Annotated in this window: 14 protein-coding genes; 12 read left to right on the plus strand and 2 right to left on the minus strand. The window is 45.9% G+C overall.

Going from position 1 to position 20,213, the window contains the following annotated elements:
- Positions 1 to 37 precede the first annotated feature (37 nt).
- From thrA to NG821_RS00100, 4 genes are all read left to right on the plus strand, one after another.
- The gene (thrA, locus tag NG821_RS00085; RefSeq protein WP_252759621.1) at positions 38 to 2,473 is read left to right on the plus strand and encodes a bifunctional aspartate kinase/homoserine dehydrogenase I; all 2,436 of its coding nucleotides are present in this window, start codon (positions 38 to 40) and stop codon (positions 2,471 to 2,473) included.
- Between the two features lie 23 nt (positions 2,474 to 2,496).
- On the plus strand, positions 2,497 to 3,759 hold the full coding sequence (locus NG821_RS00090; RefSeq protein WP_252759622.1) for a cofactor-independent phosphoglycerate mutase: 1,263 nt from the start codon (positions 2,497 to 2,499) through the stop codon (positions 3,757 to 3,759).
- A gap of 59 nt (positions 3,760 to 3,818) precedes the next feature.
- Positions 3,819 to 5,144 (plus strand): threonine synthase, encoded by a 1,326-nt coding sequence (thrC, locus tag NG821_RS00095; protein WP_252759623.1) that lies wholly within the window; start codon positions 3,819 to 3,821, stop codon positions 5,142 to 5,144.
- A 467-nt stretch (positions 5,145 to 5,611) separates the two neighbouring features.
- Positions 5,612 to 5,800, plus strand: a complete 189-nt coding sequence (locus NG821_RS00100; RefSeq protein ID WP_252759624.1) for a hypothetical protein — start codon at positions 5,612 to 5,614, stop codon at positions 5,798 to 5,800.
- A gap of 19 nt (positions 5,801 to 5,819) precedes the next feature.
- Here NG821_RS00100 and NG821_RS00105 read toward each other — a convergent pair whose 3' ends face one another.
- Positions 5,820 to 6,752, minus strand: a complete 933-nt coding sequence (locus NG821_RS00105; RefSeq protein ID WP_394802042.1) for an RluA family pseudouridine synthase — start codon at positions 6,750 to 6,752, stop codon at positions 5,820 to 5,822.
- Positions 6,742 to 7,404: an HAD family hydrolase gene (locus NG821_RS00110; protein WP_252759626.1), complete on the minus strand. Its 663-nt coding sequence runs from the start codon at positions 7,402 to 7,404 to the stop codon at positions 6,742 to 6,744. Before NG821_RS00110 ends, NG821_RS00105 begins: the two co-directional genes overlap by 11 nt.
- 220 nt (positions 7,405 to 7,624) lie before the next feature.
- Between NG821_RS00110 and NG821_RS00115 the strand changes: the two genes are divergently transcribed.
- The 8 genes from NG821_RS00115 (at position 7,625) to NG821_RS00150 (ending at position 19,706) form a co-directional block, all read left to right on the plus strand.
- Positions 7,625 to 9,238: an ABC-F family ATP-binding cassette domain-containing protein gene (locus NG821_RS00115; protein ID WP_252759627.1), complete on the plus strand. Its 1,614-nt coding sequence runs from the start codon at positions 7,625 to 7,627 to the stop codon at positions 9,236 to 9,238.
- Between the two features lie 91 nt (positions 9,239 to 9,329).
- Positions 9,330 to 9,959, plus strand: a complete 630-nt coding sequence (locus NG821_RS00120; protein WP_252759628.1) for a nucleotide exchange factor GrpE — start codon at positions 9,330 to 9,332, stop codon at positions 9,957 to 9,959.
- Positions 9,960 to 10,143: 184 nt separating this feature from the next.
- Positions 10,144 to 11,307, plus strand: coding sequence for a molecular chaperone DnaJ (dnaJ, locus tag NG821_RS00125; RefSeq protein WP_252759629.1), 1,164 nt, complete (start codon positions 10,144 to 10,146; stop codon positions 11,305 to 11,307).
- Between the two features lie 182 nt (positions 11,308 to 11,489).
- Entirely contained in the window at positions 11,490 to 12,776 is a 1,287-nt protein-coding gene (locus tag NG821_RS00130) for a bifunctional folylpolyglutamate synthase/dihydrofolate synthase (RefSeq protein ID WP_252759630.1), read from the plus strand.
- Positions 12,777 to 13,082: 306 nt separating this feature from the next.
- Positions 13,083 to 14,177, plus strand: coding sequence for an aldose epimerase family protein (locus tag NG821_RS00135; protein ID WP_262921844.1), 1,095 nt, complete (start codon positions 13,083 to 13,085; stop codon positions 14,175 to 14,177).
- A gap of 43 nt (positions 14,178 to 14,220) precedes the next feature.
- Positions 14,221 to 15,528, plus strand: a complete 1,308-nt coding sequence (locus tag NG821_RS00140; RefSeq protein ID WP_252759631.1) for an MFS transporter — start codon at positions 14,221 to 14,223, stop codon at positions 15,526 to 15,528.
- Positions 15,529 to 15,610: 82 nt separating this feature from the next.
- Entirely contained in the window at positions 15,611 to 16,771 is a 1,161-nt protein-coding gene (galK, locus tag NG821_RS00145) for a galactokinase (RefSeq protein WP_252759632.1), read from the plus strand.
- A gap of 439 nt (positions 16,772 to 17,210) precedes the next feature.
- Complete coding sequence (locus NG821_RS00150; RefSeq protein WP_252759633.1) at positions 17,211 to 19,706, plus strand: TonB-dependent receptor domain-containing protein; 2,496 nt, start codon at positions 17,211 to 17,213, stop codon at positions 19,704 to 19,706.
- The last annotated feature ends 507 nt before the right edge of the window (positions 19,707 to 20,213 follow it).

The following is a 20,213-nucleotide window of genomic DNA, read 5'->3' on the forward strand; positions in this document are numbered from 1 at the left end:
AGGATGACAGAACATTTTAATATAATTGTTCAAGCCAATGAAAGTTCTAAAATTCGGCGGGACATCTGTAGGTTCCGTAAAAAGTATTCTGAGTTTAAAAAAGATCGTAGAGAAAGAGGCGAAACGTCAGCCTGTTATCGTCGTAGTCAGTGCCTTGGGAGGCATTACCGACAAATTGCTCTCTACGGCACAATTAGCTTTAAAGCATGATAATTTGTGGAGAAGGGAATACAGTGCGATGGTTGACCGCCACCATACCCTGATTGACACGATTATCACAGATCCCCAAAACAGAGAAGATTTATTCAATACTGTAGATGCCCTTTTCGAACAATTGAAGAGCATCTATTTCGGCGTTTACCTTATCCACGACCTCAGTGCAAAAACGAGGAACGCCATCGTCTCCTATGGGGAACGCCTTTCCAGTCAAATCGTTGCAACACTCATCAGGGGAGCGAAATGGTTCGATTCCCGGAAATTCATCAAGACCGTCCGCAGGAACGACAAGAGCATGATCGACCAACAGTTGACGACACACCTGATCCTCGAGACGTTCAAAGACCTGCCTCGGATCTCTCTGGTCCCCGGATTCATCAGCAAAGACCGAGACACAGATGAGACAACCAATTTAGGCCGGGGCGGAAGTGACTATACCGCTGCCATTATCGCCGGTGCGCTCAATGCAGAGGTTTTGGAGATCTGGACAGATGTCAACGGTTTCATGACAGCAGATCCGAAAGTCATCAAGACTGCTTATACCATCAACGAATTGAATTATGTAGAAGCCATGGAACTGTGTAATTTCGGTGCCAAGGTGATCTACCCTCCTACAATCTATCCGGTATGCATCAAGAATATTCCAATCAAGGTCAAGAACACCTTTAATCCGAATAACCCCGGCACGATCATCAAAAGTAAGATCGAGGACGACAACAAACCCATCAAGGGTATTTCTTCGATCAGTGGCACGGCCTTGATTACAGTGAGCGGACTGAGTATGGTAGGTGTCATCGGGGTGAACCGCCGAATATTCACAGCCCTTGCGAATAGGGGTATTTCCGTATTCATGGTCAGTCAGGCCTCTTCCGAGAACTCCACTTCCATCGGTGTCAGAGAAGAGGACGCACCTGAGGCTGTAGAAGTACTCAATAAAGAGTTTTATGCAGAAATCTCAGACGGAAGGATGTTCCAGATGCACGCAGAATGCGGACTCGCCACCATTGCTATCGTAGGAGAGAACATGAAGCATACGCCAGGCATCGCAGGGAAACTGTTCGGCACATTAGGTCGCTCCGGAATCTCTGTCATCGCTTGTGCACAAGGTGCTTCAGAAACCAATATTTCTTTTGTCGTAAAAGGAGAATATCTCAGAAAGAGTTTGAACGTATTGCATGATTCCTTCTTCCTTTCAGAATATAAAGAACTCAACCTGTTTATATGCGGTGTTGGAACTGTAGGCGGAAAACTGATCGAGCAGATCAAGGACCAGTACGATGCACTCAAAGAACACAGCAGACTCAAACTGACCGTCGTAGGGATTGCCAGTTCACACAATGCCATATTCAATCGTGACGGTGTGGACCTGAGCAATTTCAGGGAACAATTGAAAGCGTCACTCCCCAGTGATCCTGAGAAGTTGCGTGACAAGATCATCGGTATGAACATCTTCAATGCCGTCTTCGTAGACTGTACTGCCAGTAAGGAAATCGCCGATCTCTACCAGACATTTCTCGAACACAATATCTCCGTCGTCGCTGCCAATAAGATTGCGGCCTCCGACCAATATGACAAATACATCAAACTCAAGGAGACGGCTTTGACCAAAGGTGTCAAATTCCGCTTCGAGACGAATGTGGGGGCCGGCCTGCCGATTATCGGTACGATCAATGACCTCCGCAATTCAGGAGACAAGATACTCAAGATAGAGGCAGTACTCAGTGGGACGTTGAACTTCATTTTCAATGAGATCTCCGAAAAGATGCCTTTTTCAGAAACGGTTAAAAAAGCGAAGGAGGAGGGATATTCTGAACCTGATCCGCGAGTTGACCTCAGCGGTGTGGACGTCATCAGGAAATTGGTGATCCTGGCCAGAGAGGCTGGTTATCGCGTCGAACAGGCAGATGTAGAGAAACACTTTTTCATCCCACAGGACTATTTCAACGGAAGTCTGGAAGATTTCTGGAAGAAGTTGCCTGACTTGGATGCCGGGTTCGAGAAGAAACGCGAACTCCTGGAGAAGGAAGGCAAGCGATGGCGTTTCGTCGCGTCAATGGTGGGGGGCAAGACCAGCGTAGGGTTAAAGTCTATCAGCAAGAATCATCCTTTCTATAATTTAGAGGGAAGTAACAATATCGTTCTCCTCACCACAGAGCGCTACAAGGAATATCCGATGCTCATCCAAGGCTATGGCGCAGGAGCAAGTGTAACAGCCGCAGGCGTTTTCGCTAACGTCATGAGTATTGCCAATATCTAAACCGATTTTAAAGCAGATTATCAATGAAACACATTATTATATTAGGTGACGGAATGGCCGATCATCCGGTGAAAAGACTGGGAAACAAAACTTTATTGCAGTATGCACAAACGCCTTATATGGACCTCTTGGCAAAAAAGGGAAAGACGGGCCGGCTGATCACAGTCCCCGATGGATTCTACCCCGGTTCTGAAGTTGCCAATACAGCTATCATGGGATACGATCTGAATCAGGTCTATGAAGGCCGCGGTCCGCTCGAAGCTGCCAGCATCGGGTATGACATGAAACCTGAAGACATGGCAATGCGGTGCAATTTCATCTATATCGACAACGGCAAGATCATCACCCATAACGGGGGAAACCTGCAGACAAAGGACGGTGATGTGCTCATCAAATACCTGAATCAAAAACTCGGAAATGACCATGTTCTCTTCATGACCGGTACGCAGTACCGCCATCTCTTGGTCATCAAATACGGCAGTAAGCATCTGGTGTGCGCTCCTCCTCATGATCACCCCGACGAGGCATGGAGACCGCTGCTCATCCAACCCGAAAAGGGTTGGGAGAATGTTCATGAACCTATAAAGGGGACTGATAAAACCAGGATGTCGGCAAAAGAGACCGCTGATCTGCTGAATGACCTTATCCTGAAAAGCCAAAAACTCCTGGCCGAACATCCCTATAACCTCAAACGTAAAGCGGCCAATGAACGTCAGGCAAATTCGATCTGGCCTTGGGGAGGCGGGTATCATCCCAAGATGAAGACACTCATGCAACTTTATCCCGAGATAAAAACCGGAAGTGTGATCTCTGCCGTCGACTTGATACGCGGCATCGGCCATTATGCAGGACTGGATATCATCAAAGTACCTGGCGCTACAGGACTTGCAAACACCAATTATGAGGGCAAGGCTCAGGCCGCCATCGATGCATTGAAAAAACAGGATTTTGTCTATCTGCATCTGGAAGCCACAGACGAAGCCGGACATGATGGGAATCTCGACCTGAAGATCAAAGCCATACAATTCCTGGATCACCGTATTGTCGAACCCATATACAAAGAAGTTTCGACATGGACAGAACCGGTGTGCATTGCGGTGCTGCCGGACCACCCGACACCTGTAGAAATCCGCACCCATGTGAAAGAGGCTGTGCCCTTCTTGATCTGGTACCCGGGCATCGAACCCGATCAGGTTAGCCAATACGATGAAGTAAGTTGTGTCAACGGCGGATACGGATTACTCCGACTCGATGAATTCATGAATACTTTCATGTCCTATAAATAGTCCTTCACCCACCTTTCAGGAATTTGTTAAATCAATCAAAAACGGATAAGAGAATCAACATGAAATATTATAGTACAAACAAAAAGGCGCCGGCAGTTGCTCTTCGTGAGGCTGTCATCAAAGGCCTCGCCCCAGACGGGGGACTCTATATGCCTGAAAAGATCAAGCATCTGGTAGACGACTTCTTCGAGAATATGGAAAAGATGTCCTTTTATGAAATCGCTCTCACGGTGGCCAATGCTTTTTTCGGGGAAGATGTCAATTCAGAATCTCTTGAGAAGATCGTCGAGGACACCTTATCTTTTCAGATCCCTGCAGTGAAAGTGGAAGACCATATATACGCCCTGGAACTTTTCCATGGCCCCACACTGGCTTTCAAAGATGTCGGGGCACGCTTCATGGCAAGACTATTGGAATACTTTGTCCGCCAAGAAGGGGATGTCAATGTTCTTGTAGCCACCTCTGGAGATACTGGTTCTGCAGTAGCCAATGGTTTTCTGGGGGTAAAGGGAATACATGTCTATGTCCTCTATCCTAAAGGAAAAGTCAGTAAGATTCAGGAAAGCCAGTTTACGACTCTCGGAGAAAACATCACTGCCTTGGAAGTCAACGGGACCTTTGATGATTGCCAGGCATTGGTCAAGGCGGCTTTCATGGATAAGGAACTCAATGAGCGCATGAAACTCACTTCCGCCAACAGCATCAACGTCGCCCGGTTCCTGCCCCAAGCTTTTTACTATTTCCTCGGATATGCACAGTTGAAGAGGAAAAAACTTATCCAACTCACTAAACAAGGAGGAAAGATCAACTCCAATTTGGTTGTCTGCGTCCCATCAGGTAATTTCGGCAACATCACGGCAGGTCTGTTCAGCAAACGTATGGGACTGCCAATAAAACGCTTTATCGCAGCCAATAATGCCAACGATATTTTCTATAAATACCTCCAGAAGGGGAAATATGAGCCCAAACCTTCCAAACAAACTTTGGCTAATGCCATGGATGTAGGTGATCCCAGCAACTTTGCTAGGATCATGGACCTTTACGACCACTCCCATGCTGCCGTCACCCAAGATATTAGCGGTGCATCCTACTCCGATGCTCAGATACGCGAGACGATCCGATCTTGCTATAAGGCAAACAACTATATTCTGGACCCCCATGGCAGTTGTGGCTACCGCGCCCTGAAAGAGAGTTTGAAACCTGGAGAGACAGGACTCTTCCTAGAAACTGCCAACCCAGCTAAATTCAAAGAAAAGGTAGATAAGATCATCGGTGGGGATATAACCATTCCCACAAGACTGGCCAAGTTTATGAGTGGCAAGAAACTCAGTATCCCTATGGAAAAGGATTTCCAGACATTCAAGTCATTTCTATTGAAAAGATAGGATTCCTTTAAACACATCACAGAAGCGCCGCTGGAGTAATTTCCAGCGGCGCTTCCGGTATATAGAGTAGACCCGTTGGTGAAATAAAAATGACTAGAGTACATTCACCTCTCACATCCACCTTATTATATATAAGGGCGTGAATTCATATGACGGACCTACACAACGAACTCTTCTGGTATTTCTGTCTATTGCTCAGTCTATCACCATTATGTTACAAAAGAACCATGATAGGTGCAACCTTTAAACTTGAATCTTTTAGATATTAATTCTATCAATAGGTTATAATAAGATAAAACTACTCCCTGAGGTCGGGTTTGTCAGGAACGTGCAATTAATGCTGTCAATAGGTTATAATAAGATAAAACAGTCGTTCCAGTTGTATGACAACTGGTGAAAGTTAAGGCCTAAATACCTGTCTATCCTATGCCCTTTCAGGACATAAGCACCAGAAAGTATTTCAGTTCATGTCATTTAATATAGGCAAAATAGAGAAATACGAGAAGGGCGACCAAAGCAACCATCACGACAGACTTGATCAGACAACTGGCGACTTTCTTCAATATCAGAAAGGCAACGATAAGTACAATAAGGGCAAAAATGTAGTAAACAAACTGGTGCATAATTGGTGTATTAAAATCGTTTCGAATGAGTGATTAGATGAGCGGGAAATAACTATCTCTTAAAATTGTCTTTCTTCGGAATATCCTCTACCGTTTCGAACAGGCGTTGGAAACTATGTGGAATGGGAGCTTTGAACTCCATACGTTCGCCGGTCACTGGATGATAGAAACATAAGATATAGGCATGGAGACACAGACGGTGACAAGGATTATCTCCATTGCCATATTTAGGATCCCCGCATACCGGATGTCCCATGTCAGCGGCATGGACACGTATCTGGTTTTTCCGCCCAGTCTCAAGACGGAATTCTACCAGTGAGTAACGGTCTGTCCGACTGAGTACATGATAATGAGTCACAGCATACTTTCCCCCATTATCAGTTTCAGAGGAGACTATGGTATAAGCCGCATCTTCAGTCAGCCAACTCTTTATCGTTCCGGTATCCTGCTCCACCACACCGCTCAGCACAGCCACGTAACGGCGGTCATAGACCGTATGATGCCAGTCCTTCTCCAACTGCAAGGCAATCTGCATATTCTTGGCATAGATCATCAGGCCACTCGTATCCCTGTCAAGGCGGTGCACGACATGTGCATGGCACAATTGCTTCGTATTCCTGAAATATTGATCCAGCACTGATTTGACATTCAGCGAAGAATGACCTGCAGCCATAGAGAGTATTCCCGCATTTTTCTCAACGACAATCAAATCCCGATCTTCATAGACAACATCGACATACGGGTTCTGTGGTGTCCTCACTTGTTTGGATTTAGACACCCCTACTTTCATTCCCGGTTGAAGGGGATAATCAAAACGGGTGACAGGAAATCCATCGACAGTAATGCCGCTGCCCCTGAGCGTTTCCTTGATCTTTGTTTTACTCTGCCCTTTTATATTCTCCAAAAGCCATTCGAGCAGTCGGGCAGGACGACTCACTTGATAAAAGGTATAATGGCTTTCATCATTGAAATTCTTATTCATAATCTGTTCTATCATCCAAAAGTACGGGGATTTGTCCGAAATCATCAACTATTGCATCAGCCCCCGCCTGTTCAAGTTCTTTCCGAAGCCCATTGCCATAAGTCACGCCACAGGTTTTTGCACCGGCACGCTTTCCCATGAGAATGTCAAATTTGGTATCCCCCACCACCAAGGCATTCTGAGGTTTGACAGAAAAGATGCGGAGGATTTTCTGAACAGGATAAGGATCAGGTTTGGATTTCCTGACATCATCAGCCCCCAGGATGTATGAGATATACGATTCCAGATGCATCTCCTTGACAAACGCCTGTAGGGAAGCATGTCCTCTACTGCTTGCCAAGGTGACGGTAATCCCCTCCTTGTAGAAAAAGCGGATACTCTCCAAAACGTGTGGAAACACCGGTACAACTCCAGGTTGGTGGCTTGCAGAAAAGATGCGGCGATAAACCTCTGCGCATTGCTTCCCCACCACCAGATCCGAGGAATGAAGTACTTCCATAAAACTTTGTTCCAACGGGAGTCCGATAGTCCGGGTACAATCTTCTACAGAACAGACCGGCAGCTGCAGTTCCCTAAGGGTCTTCTGCATTGTGCTGGTGATCAGAGCACTGGTATCCCCTATCGTGCCATCAAAGTCTAAAATCAAAAGTTGCATATCTTTTCACGAATTCTGCATGCCGGATGCAATAAGAAGCACCCCTGCTCCCAAATTTGAGATACAGGAAATTTTTATAACTCTTCTATCTGTCGGTCAGAAAACACCGGAATGCTTTATAACTTTTACAAAAGTACAAAAGAATTCCTAAACATACGGGCTTCTCGATTCTTTTTTATAACTTTGTACACAAAATTATCATACAATAAGGTATTAGAAAATGATTATAGTAACAAATCTTGCCATCCAATTTGGAAAGAGAGTACTCTACAAGGACGTCAACCTTAAATTCACTCATGGCAATATCTATGGTATCATCGGTGCCAACGGTGCCGGTAAGTCAACTTTACTCCGCGCTATCAGTGGAGACCTTGAGCCCAATAAGGGGACTATAGAAATGGGACCGGGCGAACGACTTTCCATTTTGGAGCAGGATCACTTCAAATATGATGAATTTCGGGTACTGGATACTGTGCTGATGGGACATCAGCCTCTATGGAAGAACATGAAAGAGCGGGAAGCGCTCTATGCAAAACCCGAAATGACGGAAGAAGACGGGAACCGCGCCGCTGAACTTGAGGAAAAGTTTTCTGAGATGAACGGGTGGTCTGCAGAATCTGACGCCGCTCAGTTATTGCAGAACTTGGGTATTCCTGAGAAATTCCATAACGAGAAGATGGATGCCCTCTCCAATAACCAGAAAGTCCGTGTAATGCTGGCGAAAGCACTCTTCGGGAAACCGGAGAACTTGCTTCTCGATGAACCTACCAATGACTTGGATCTGGATACGGTCGAATGGCTCGAAGACTATCTCGGGGAAGTAGAACAGACGGTTCTTGTGGTGAGCCATGACCGGCATTTTCTGGATGCCGTCTCTACCCAAACAGTAGATATTGACTATGGTAAGATCACCATGTTCGCAGGCAACTATTCCTTCTGGTATGAAAGTTCTCAGTTGGCTTTGAGACAAGCCCAGAACCAGAGGATGAAAGCTGAAGAGAAAAAGAAACAACTGGAAGAATTCATACGCAGGTTTTCTGCCAATGCTTCCAAGAGCAAACAGACAACCTCCCGGAAGAAGATGCTGGCGAAAATCAGCATTGATGAGATCCGGCCTTCAAGTCGCAAGTATCCCGGGATCATCTTCGAAATGGAACGGGAGCCGGGAACTCAGATACTTGAAGTCGAGGGTCTGAAAGCTTTGGATGAAGACGGTACCGTCCTCTTTGACAATGTCAAGTTCACTATTGAAAAAGGCCAGAAAGTGATCTTCCTGTCTCATAATCCGAGAGCAATGACCACCCTCTTTGAAATCATCAACGGCAACAGGAAAGCTGATGCCGGAATTTATAAATGGGGAGTGACGATTACCACAGCTTATCTGCCTCTGGACAACACCCCATTCTTCAAGAGCGACAAAAACCTGGTGGAATGGTTGAGCCAATACGGTCCCGGAAATGAGGTACAGATGAAAGCCTATCTGGGCAGAATGCTCTTCTCGGGTGAAGAGATTCTCAAACACGTCAATGTCCTTTCCGGTGGCGAGAAGATGCGCTGTATGATTGCCCGAATGCAATTGCAGAAAGCCAATTGTCTCATTCTGGACACTCCGACCAATCACCTCGACCTGGAAAGCATCCAGGCTTTCAACAATAATTTGATCACCTTCAAAGGGAACGTCCTGTTCTCCAGTCATGACCATGAGTTCATCGAAACTGTCGCCAACCGCATCATCGAACTGACACCAAAGGGTGTGATAGACAAGCAAATGCCTTACAACGAATACATTCATGACGAAGACATCAAAAGTCTGAAGGAGAAAATGTATTCTTAATTTGGCATGAATTTTGCTTGATATGACATAGGAATCAGGAGGAAGAAGTTTCAGTTCCTTTGATGAGAATCTCATTTAAACATAAAAGACTATGGCAGAAAGAAACGAAGAAAAAGAGAAGATAAATAATCAGAACAACGCCTCTGGGTGTCGGGAAAACGCCCAGTCAGAAAGAGATCATAAAGAGTCCAAGAATTTCCGCAAAGACGAAAGGGCAACAAGAACTGACGAAAAGGCAGAAGAGGAAAAGGGCAAAAACAACAAGGAAGAGAAAAAGGATCCTTTGAAGGAAGCCCAAGATCAGATCGCACAGTTGAAAGACAAATACTTGCGCTCTGTGGCTGAATTTGACAACTATCGCAAGCGCACTCTCAAGGAGAAGGCAGAACTGATCCTGAACGGCAGTGAGAAAACGATTACCGCTATCCTTCCCGTCATGGATGATTTTGAGCGCGCTCTGGCGAATGAGAACAGTGAACCTAAAGCCATGCAGGATGGAATGAAACTGATTTTCAAGAAGTTTCAGAAAGTTCTGTCTGCACTCGGCGTAAAGAAAATCGAGACGAAAGATAAAGATTTCGATACCGCCTATATGGAAGCAGTAGCTCTCGTACCCGGAATGGGAGACAAGAAAAAGGGAAAGGTCATCGATTGTGTGCAGGCCGGATACACGTTGAATGACAAGGTCATCAGGCACGCCAAAGTGGCTGTAGGCCAATAAAGGCAGCCCGCAGTAAGAGTTGACTGCGAGTCGGTATCTGCACATAGAAGACCTTTCAGATACGATAATCGTTTCGGATATCATTGAAGCAAACGGCTGCATCAAACTGGACGGAAAAGCGTGGAAACCGCACACCTGTCCGTAGAGAAGCTATCATGCAGTTGAAAAATAATCGAATAAAATCATGGCAGAAAAAAGAGATTACTACGAGGTACTCGGTGTCGACAAGAATGCTTCGGAGGAAGAGATCAAAATAGCATATAGGAAACTAGCCATCAAATATCACCCGGATCGTAATCCGGGGAACAAGGAGGCAGAGGAAAAATTCAAGGAAGCTGCGGAAGCTTACGACGTTCTTCACGACCCTGACAAGCGCCGCCAATATGATCAGTTCGGATTCAACGGTCCTCAAAGTGACTTCGGAGGATTCAGCGGTGGAGGCATGGATATGGATGACATCTTCTCCATGTTCGGAGACATCTTCGGAGGTCATGGTTTCGGAGGTTTCGGCGGGGGCTTCAGTGGCAACAGGACACGTCAGACACCTCAATCCAAAGGTTCAGACCTCAGATTGACCGTTCACCTCACACTTCAGGAAATTGCGAATGGCGTAACCAAGAAATTCAAGGTCCGGAAATATGTCAACTGCCCAGACTGTCATGGCACAGGCTGCGAAGGAGGGGCACAACCCGAGACTTGCCCGACATGTCATGGCACAGGGTATACGGTGAAAACCGTCCGTTCTGTTTTCGGCATGATGCAGACACAGGCCGCCTGCCCGACTTGCCATGGCGACGGTATCATCATCAAAGACAAATGCAAGAAATGTAACGGCGAGGGTGTTGTCTACGGCGAGGAAGTTGTAGATATCCATATCCCTGCAGGTGTTGCTGACGGTATGATCCTCAATGTACCGGGCAAGGGAAATGCAGGCCGCCACAATGGCGTGAGCGGGAGCATCCAGGTCATCATCAAGGAAGAACAGAACGACACATTCATACGTGACGGTCAGAACCTCTATTACAACCTGCTTCTGGATCTGCCTACGGCTATCCTGGGGGGGAATGTAGAAATCCCTACCGTCAGCGGCGCTAAAATAGCTTTGAAAATAGACCCGGGCACTCAACCTGGCAAACAGGTCCGACTCAGAGGCAAAGGCCTTCCCGCTGTCCAGGGTTATGGCAGAGGCATAGGCGACATCATTGTCAATATCAGTGTCTACATCCCCAAGACATTGAGCAAAGAAGAAAAACAAGCTGTGGAAGTTTTCAAGAACAGTGACAACTTCAAGTCTTCTAATGTGGATAAGAAATCCCTCTTCGATCATATTAAGAACTTGTTCAATTGATCATACGGAAACCGCGACGCCCCATTACCGGCAGTCGCGGTTTTTACATTTCTATGAGTGAAAATGTGTCTGCTGATGCGGGGAATGGCATTTATAACTCTATTGCCGGCAGGAAGCAGAAGAAATCCACTCGATCGGAATCATAAAATGTAACAGCATTTAGGCTGTTCTCATACTGCACTATGAACTATCAGGAAACCGTACAATATCTTTTCAAAAGTACCCCTGTCTTTGAAAAAGTGGGTGCACCAGCCTACAAGGCCGGTTTGGAAAATTCATTGGCACTGGATGAACATTTCGGTCATCCGCATACCCATTATTTAACTATTCATATAGCCGGCACCAACGGCAAGGGATCTTGTTCCCATACCTTGGCAGCCATTCTCCAGGCAGACGGTTATAAAGTCGGTCTCTACACCTCTCCGCATCTCGTGGACTTCCGGGAGAGAATACGTGTCAATGGAAAACCGGTCAGTGAAAAGTATGTCGTCGACTTCGTAGAGCAGAACCGAAGTTTCTTCGAACCTCTCCACCCTTCATTTTTTGAACTGACTACGGCCATGGCTTTCAAATATTTTGCAGACCAGAAGGTCGACATTGCCGTGATAGAAGTAGGTTTGGGAGGAAGACTGGATTGTACCAATATCATCACCCCCATCCTCTCGATCATCACCAACATCAGTTTCGACCATATGCAGTTCCTTGGCCACACTTTGCCTAAAATCGCAGGAGAAAAGGCTGGTATCATCAAGAACGGCGTGCCTGTCGTTATCGGTGAAACCGTACCGGAGACACGAGTGGTCTTCGAATCAAAAGCCGAGGAAATGCAGGCACAGGCTGTCTATGCCGAGGATATTCCGGCTATCCTGTCGTCCAAGGCAAGCCCTGACGGCGGAAGGATCTACAAGACACGCTATTTCGGAGTGATCAAAAGCGAACTCGGGGGTATTTATCAGGACAAAAACACGAATACCATCCTGACAGCTGCCATACAACTCGTCAACAGGAACATCATCAGGAACGTGGACAGCATCGCTCAGGGCTTTGCCCACGTCTGCGAGATGACTGGTCTGAGAGGCAGATGGGAGAGATTGAAGGAAGCGCCTCTCGTCATCTGTGATACGGGGCACAACGTCGGCGGATGGCAATACCTCAGCAAGCAGATCGCCACTCAAGACTGTAAGCACCGCCGTATTGTCTTCGGAATGGTCAACGATAAAGACCTCAACACGGTGATGGGCATGCTCCCGGAAGACGGCATATACTACTGGACACAACCCAGTTGTGAACGTGCTTTTCCGGTAAAGACCATTGCTGATACGGCCAAGAAGCATCACCTTACCGGGAGAACGTTCCCGACAGTCGCCGAAGCTTATCATCAAGCCCTTGAAGATGCGGATCCTGAAGATTTCATTTTTGTAGGGGGGTCCAGCTATGTCGTCGCTGACCTTCTTAGAAGTCTCGAATAAACGCTATCACAGTTTACTGTTATATGAGCGGAAAGTCTTCGTCAAAAACAGGTTTTCCGCTCATATACTTTTTGATTTCATCGATTTAGTGGCTCATTAGATCCATAAGTTAAGGGGATCATTCCAAATACCATAACACTTGCATCCCGCTACAGTACCGGGATTTCCGGGGAAAAGATCAGAGCGGGTAATCGTTAAATTCTTTTAACGCAGGATCTTCGTATTTTCAATCAATTTAATTTGTCATTTCCGTGAATTTTTAGTTACTTTGCATATATAATATGTAACTAAAAACTTAATGATATTATGAGCACAACAGAAACGGAAAAAATCTGTGGCTTGAAAAAGGAGAATTTCCAAACCACGGTCCAGGGCAAGAAGACAGACCTCTTTATCTTGCAGAACAAACAGGGAAATGAGGTGGCTTTCACAAATTACGGGGGTGCTCTTGTAGCAATCATGGTACCTGACAAAAACGGCAAACTCAGTAATGTCATCCAAGGACATGACAACATAAAGGACGTAATCAACTCACCGGAACCTTTCCTCAGTACGCTTATCGGCCGATACGGCAATCGGATAGCCAAAGGGAAATTCACTCTTCAAGGAAAGGAATACCAGTTGGCTATCAACAATCAACCCAATTCCTTACATGGCGGACCTACAGGTTTTCACGCAAGAGTATGGGATGTCCAACGGATCAACGATCAGGCAGCGGTCCTGAAATATAAAAGTTCTTATGGCGAAGAGGGGTTTAGAGGAGAGTTGAACGTCTGGGTCGCCTATACTTTTTCTGATGACAACGAACTTATTATCAAATACTTGGCAAAGACCAACAAAAAGACAATCCTCAACCTGACTCACCACGGTTTTTATTCACTCGCAGGCATTGCCAACCCCACTCCAAATGTTGAAAACATCATCTGCCAGATCAATGCAGACTATTACATCCCCATAGACAACACCTCCATCCCTACAGGCGAAATCAGATTTGTAAAGGGGACGCCTTTTGATTTCCGCACGCCGAAGCCCATCGGGCAGGATATCAATGCAGACAACGAACAACTCAAGAACGGCGCAGGGTACGACCATTGTTTTGTACTCAACAAGAAAGAAGAAGGAGAATTAAGTTTCGCAGCCAAAGTCACAGAACCTGTCAGTGGAAGGACGATGGAAGTTTATACCACTGAGCCGGGCGTACAATTCTACACAGACAACTGGGCTGACGGCTATGCCGGACAAAACGGAGCTACATTCCCACGTCGTTCAGCCATCAGTTTTGAGGCTCAGCATTTTCCCGATACCCCCAATCACCCCTACTTCCCTTCAGTTGAACTGAATCCGGGAGAAGAGTATCACCAAAAAACCATCTATAAATTTGGCGTAGAAACCAAGTCATAGACTAATCCTAATCATAAGGCGAAAATTATCAATAAAATTATAAATGGAAAATACGAATAAACAACAGGGTAACATCATCGCCATTATCACGATGATGTTCCTTTATGCCATGATCTCGTTTGTAACGAATCTGGCAGCACCAATTGGGGTCATTTGGAAGAATGTTTTTGAGGGAAGCAACATGATTGGCATGCTGGGAAATGCAATGAATTTCCTGGCCTACTTGTTTATGGGAATTCCTGCAGGAGCCATGCTTACCAAAATTGGTTACAAGAAGACAGCTCTTGTAGGTATCGCCCTCGGATTCTTAGGTGTCCTCGTTCAATTTCTCAGTGGAGAATTCGATGCAGGCATTTCCGGTTTTTGCGTGTACCTGGCCGGAGCTTTCATTTCCGGTTTCAGTGTCTGTCTGTTGAACACAGTTGTCAACCCAATGCTGAATCTTCTGGGTGGCGGTGGAAACCGCGGCAACCAGTTGAACATGATTGGTGGTACCCTGAACTCTTTGTCAGGGACATTGACACCTATGCTGGTAGGTTCTCTTATCGGAACCGTAACAGCCAACACGAGAATGGTTGACGTCAACCTCGTCATGTATATTGCCATGACCGTTTTCTTGGCAGCATTCATCATCCTCCTTTTCATCCCTATCATGGATCCTGAGATGGGAAAGACCGGTGCGAATACCGTCTTTGAGCATAGCCCTTGGAGCTTCCGTCATTTTAACCTCGGAATTCTGGGAATTTTTGTTTATGTCGGAGTAGAAGTTGGTATTCCCGGCACATTGAATTTCTATATCAGTGATACCTCACTGAAGGGTGGTGGCAGCGGACTCCTCAATGCTGCAGCTATCGGCGGGTTCATCGCCGGCACCTACTGGTTCCTGATGCTGGTCGGCAGATTCCTGGCTAGTTTTATAGCCAGCAAAGTATCCAGCAGACAGTTGCTGGCATTCACCTCTATCTTAGGAATGGTATTCATTTTCCTTGCCATCCTTTTAGGCAAGTCCTCAACGATCAGCATGCCTGTATTCACGGGTTCATCTTTCCAAATGGTCACCGTTCCTATCTGTGCCTTGTTCCTGGTACTCTGCGGACTCTGCACCTCTGTGATGTGGCCGAGTGTATTCAATCTGTCAACTGAAGGATTGGGCAAATACACGGCAAAGGCATCCGGAATATTCATGATGATGGTTGTCGGCGGAGGCGTACTCCCCCTGATCCAGAATTCCATCGCTGACCATGTCAGTTATATGGTTTCCTACATCGTACCTTTCATCGCCCTTGCCTATCTGTGCTTCTATGCATTCATAGGTTCCAAGAATGTAAACAAGGACATTCCTGTGGATTAAATTCTATATTGAGGCGTGGCCGCTATGGCTGCGCCTTTCTCTTTTCTATTAAAACATCTTATCATCTTAACACACATTTATTATGGATATAGAAAAAGTAAGAAGCCGCTTCATTAAGCATTTTGACAGTAAGACAGGAAATATTTATATGGCACCGGGACGAATCAACCTCATTGGAGAGCACACTGATTACAATGGGGGCTTTGTCATGCCGGGTGCAGTCGATAAAGGCATCATGGCAGAGGTACGTCCCAACGGTCTGCAAACGGTCATCCTTTACGCCATTGACTTAAAGGATCGCGTGGAATTCAATTTAGATGACCCTGAAGGTCCTCATGCGACTTGGGCAAGATACATCTACGGCATCATCCGTGAGATGCAGGCTTTAGGTGTTCCTGTAAAAGGATTCAATGCCGCTTTCTACGGTGATGTTCCTCTGGGGGCAGGAATGTCTTCTTCCGCAGCCTTGGAAAGTTGTTTTGCCTGCGCTCTGAATGATCTCTTCGGGGACAACAAGGTTTCCAAATGGGATATGGCGCTTGCAGGTCAGGCTACCGAACATAAATACATCGGTGTCAACTGTGGCATCATGGATCAGTTTGCTTCTGTCTTCGGAAAGAAAGGCCAACTGATGCGCTTGGATTGCCGCAGCCGGGAGTTCACTTATCTCCCATTCGACCCGAAAGGTTACAAACTGGTCCTTTTGAATTCTAAGGTCAAGCACGAGCTGAAAGGTTCTCCTTATAATGACCGCCGCAACAGTTGCGAGAATGTGGTCAAGCATATTGCCGCAAAACATGCCGGACAGAAAAAGGAGACGCTCCGCGACTGCTCTTGGGATGAACTCGAGGAAGTACGTTCTGAAGTGGGTGAAGAGGATTACAAGCGCGCACACTTTGTACTCGGAGAAAAAGACCGTGTTCTGGCTGTCAGTGAGGCCCTCAACAAAGGCGACTATGAGACTGTAGGACAGAAAATGTTCGAGACCCATGCCGGACTAAGTAAGGAATATGAGGTATCTTGTGAAGAACTTGATTTCCTCAATGACATTGCTAAAGCTAACGGAGTGACGGGAAGTCGTATCATGGGTGGCGGATTCGGTGGTTGCACCATCAATCTGGTCAAGGATGAATTTTATGACAAGTTCATCGCTGATGCCAAGAAGAAGTTTGATGAGAAATATGGTCATGAACCGGAAGTCATCCCTGTCGTTATCAGTGACGGTGCTCATAAGGTTTGCTAAGACAACACTCAATTTACTCTGAATAATACTCTAAATATCAGAAGACGGACTCTTGCGGGTCCGTCTTTTTTTAGACTTTCTTCTTGCCTTTTAAGGTGGAAGACGCAGCAGAAAGATATCCTAAGTCCATTTTAACCGTAACCTGAAACTCGCTCAAATATCTTTTCCGTTTCCTCATCGTTTTTTATGCTCCTGTTTCTTACAGAATAAGTGTATTTCGAGAACAAACTTCCGGTCCGTCAGGCAATATTCCTCACTCCTCCACGACATCCGAATTCATCGCCTTTTTAAATAAGGAGAAAAAGGTGAAGAAGCTGAAAACAAGAAGAAAGATCAGGTCCGCAGACAATAAATGAAAGTATATTTATTTATATACCAGAAGATTATAGGGCGAAATGATAAAATTTATGTATTTTTGCAAGCAATAATATATAAAGAGATGAAACGCATTCAACTAATTCTCCTCGCAGTCTTGTTTTCCATGACTGCCATGGCACAAAAGACCATCGTAACCGGTGTTCTCAAAGATTCTCTCCTCAATCAAACTGAACCTTATGCCACCGTCAGGGTTTATAAAGGAAATCAACTGACCAAACCTGTTGCGATGTCTGTAACGGGTGACAACGGGGAAATCAAACAGGCTGTTTCCGGTAAGGGAACCTACGTCATCACCTTTAATTCTGTCGGCAAGAAAGAAATCCGCAAAGAGTTTACCATCAACGGAGAACCTAGCATCAACCTGGGGACGGTTTACACGATGGACGATTCCAAAGCTCTCAAGGGCGTAGAGATCGTTGCACAAAAACCGCTCGTCAAAATGGAAACCGATAAAATGACTTATAATGTGCAGGAAGATGTCGATTCCAAATCACAGACGGTCCTCGATATGCTTAGGAAAGTACCTATGGTCACCGTCGACGGACAAGATAACATATCAGTCAACGGCAATTCGAATTACAAGATCTATGTAGACGGCAAGCCGAATCCTATGTTCAATTCCAATGCCTCCCAGATTTTCAAGGCAATGCCTGCATCGATGGTCCAGAACATTGAAGTGATCACCAATCCGGGAGCGAAATATGACGCCGAGGGTACCTCCTGCATTCTGAATATTGTCCTCAACCACAATGGGGCGAACGGAGGAGCTGATGCCAACATGGACGGATATAATGGAAGCATCGGGGCTACTGCCAGCACTAGGGGCGTCCGCGGATCCGCGTCTATCAGCGGTCAACAGGGAAAATTCAGTTATAACGCCATGGGAATGTACAACTACGGGAAGCAGAAGGGTACCGAAGTGGAGTTTGACCGTTCTCAGTCTGATGGCACCAATATGCGCTACTACCAGAAAGGGATGAACAGAACACCTTTTGCAATGGGAAATATCGGTCTGGGACTGCAACTGGATTCCATGAGCAGTATGCACGCTTCCCTGAACCTGATGAAATTCCATCTCCATAACGAGGGGCATCCGACGACGACCATCACCGGCGGCGCTTACGGTAAAGGCTTCTCTTACAGTAATCAGAATCTGATGACGATGGATAATTTCTCACTGGATGCCAGTGCTGACTATACCCGTTTCCTCAACCATGATCGGACCAGCAGCATTGCCCTCACATACCAGTTCTCCACCCAACCCCAACGTCAGAAGAACTACAGTTATTACGACAAGAATTATTCCGACATTACTGCCTTCGACATCAGTGACCGTCTCACGGATAACCACCCTCACAGCAGGGAACATACCGTACAACTGGATTATGTCACGCCACTGGGAAAAGGCCAGACTCTGAGTGTGGGCAGCAAATATATCTATCACATCAACCGCTCCAATTCTAAATTCTATGACATCCTCAACGGGGTGGAAACGTACAATGCCGACAACAGTATGATCTATCAGGATAAGCAATCCATTGGCGCTGCTTATGCCGAATACAGTGGCACCTTCGGGAAATTCAGCACCCGCGACGGCTTGCGCTATGAACATACTTGGGAAAGCATCAGTTATGAACTGGGCAAAGGATCTGACTATAAGAAAAACTATGGCAATCTGGTGCCCTCTGCAAGTTTGACTTACAATATCAATCCGCTGGTCAACTTCGGACTCAACTATTCCCTGCATATTCTCCGCCCGGGCATCACTTATCTGAACCCGTATGTCGACAAGTCGAATCCTACTGCACTCACTTATGGCAACCCGAACCTGGAAGTTGAGAAATCACACAACATCGGATTTGTATTCAACGTCTATACCCCGATGTTCCTGTTCAATCTGACTGCAAGCCAAAGCATCTGCAACAATCAGATTGGGGAATATACTTTCATTGATGATAAGGATTTGCTCAATACGACCTACAGCAATGACATCCGCAACCGCTGGACCAATATCAACAGTTTCATGCGCATGATGTTCGGAAAGAATACGACAATCATGTTCAGTGGCGGTATGAGCTATGGGGATATCCGTTCAAAAAAACTGGATCAGAAGAACAACGGTTGGCAATTCAATGGTTATCTGGGACTGGAACAAACTTTACCTTGGGCTCTGCAATGGAGTACAGGTATATTCGGACAGAGCCGGCAATATAATCTTCAGGGATACAATGGCGGAATCAGTTTCTTCACAACTGCTTTCACCAAGAAATTTTTTGATGACAAACTGAATATCAGTTTGCGCTATAACGTGCCTTTCACCGGCAAATTCAAGATCAACCAGTATACGCACTCAAATGCATACGAACAGAAGATGAAGATTACCGTTCCTATTCAGGACATCAGTCTGACCATCACCTGGAACTTCGGAAATACGAAGAAACAGTTCCAGCAGCATCAGAGCCGCGTCAACAACGAGTTTAAGGAACAGCAATCCGTAGGCCAGCAATTGGGAACCGGGACAACAGGAACAACAACAGGAACAGGGACCGGAATGTAATATCGAAGGCTTCGGATCATCCGACTTAATGGCAGTCAGATGAGAGAGCGGTTGCCTTCTGCGGAAAACACAATGTCTCCACTCTGTTCACCCCTCTATCAATGACCTACTCAAACAATGTTCCCATACCGTTCAGAAATAACTCGAACGATATGGGAACATTCTTTCATATCCTTTGGGAGCCTCATCTCCAAGACTTGGGAACGCCCTTCATAAGTCGATGGGAATCATGTTCCCAAGTCTTGGGAACATACTTTCCAAGCCCAGAGAACGAGCTCCACAGACTGAAGGAGAGTTCTATAGATTTCATAAAAGAAACTTTTCAAACTATTAAAGGCTGCAACTTAAGACCATGATGGCTACTATTGTATTCCACAAGACTTTTCCCCAATATACTGATAACATTGATGACGTCCCCATCTTTTTCTAAAAGGAGCACACTCAAAAGAAACATGCTATCGGTTAAAGGGAAAAACACTAAGACTTACAATAGTAATACTTGAAAGA

Origin of the sequence: Segatella cerevisiae (assembly GCF_024054555.1) — a bacterium.
In the GTDB taxonomy this organism is placed as follows: Bacteria; Bacteroidota; Bacteroidia; order Bacteroidales; family Bacteroidaceae; genus Prevotella; species Prevotella cerevisiae.

Bases quoted from the DNA above. Each gene is read 5' to 3' on its own strand.
- thrA (WP_252759621.1), top strand. From the start codon at position 38: ATGAAAGTTCTAAAATTCGGCGGGACATCTGTAGGTTCCGTAAAAAGT.
- NG821_RS00090 (WP_252759622.1), top strand. From the start codon at position 2,497: ATGAAACACATTATTATATTAGGTGACGGAATGGCCGATCATCCGGTG.
- thrC (WP_252759623.1), top strand. From the start codon at position 3,819: ATGAAATATTATAGTACAAACAAAAAGGCGCCGGCAGTTGCTCTTCGT.
- NG821_RS00100 (WP_252759624.1), top strand. From the start codon at position 5,612: ATGTCATTTAATATAGGCAAAATAGAGAAATACGAGAAGGGCGACCAA.
- NG821_RS00110 (WP_252759626.1), bottom strand. From the start codon at position 7,404: ATGCAACTTTTGATTTTAGACTTTGATGGCACGATAGGGGATACCAGT.
- NG821_RS00115 (WP_252759627.1), top strand. From the start codon at position 7,625: ATGATTATAGTAACAAATCTTGCCATCCAATTTGGAAAGAGAGTACTC.
- NG821_RS00120 (WP_252759628.1), top strand. From the start codon at position 9,330: ATGGCAGAAAGAAACGAAGAAAAAGAGAAGATAAATAATCAGAACAAC.
- dnaJ (WP_252759629.1), top strand. From the start codon at position 10,144: ATGGCAGAAAAAAGAGATTACTACGAGGTACTCGGTGTCGACAAGAAT.
- NG821_RS00130 (WP_252759630.1), top strand. From the start codon at position 11,490: ATGAACTATCAGGAAACCGTACAATATCTTTTCAAAAGTACCCCTGTC.
- NG821_RS00135 (WP_262921844.1), top strand. From the start codon at position 13,083: ATGAGCACAACAGAAACGGAAAAAATCTGTGGCTTGAAAAAGGAGAAT.
- NG821_RS00140 (WP_252759631.1), top strand. From the start codon at position 14,221: ATGGAAAATACGAATAAACAACAGGGTAACATCATCGCCATTATCACG.
- galK (WP_252759632.1), top strand. From the start codon at position 15,611: ATGGATATAGAAAAAGTAAGAAGCCGCTTCATTAAGCATTTTGACAGT.
- NG821_RS00150 (WP_252759633.1), top strand. From the start codon at position 17,211: ATGAAACGCATTCAACTAATTCTCCTCGCAGTCTTGTTTTCCATGACT.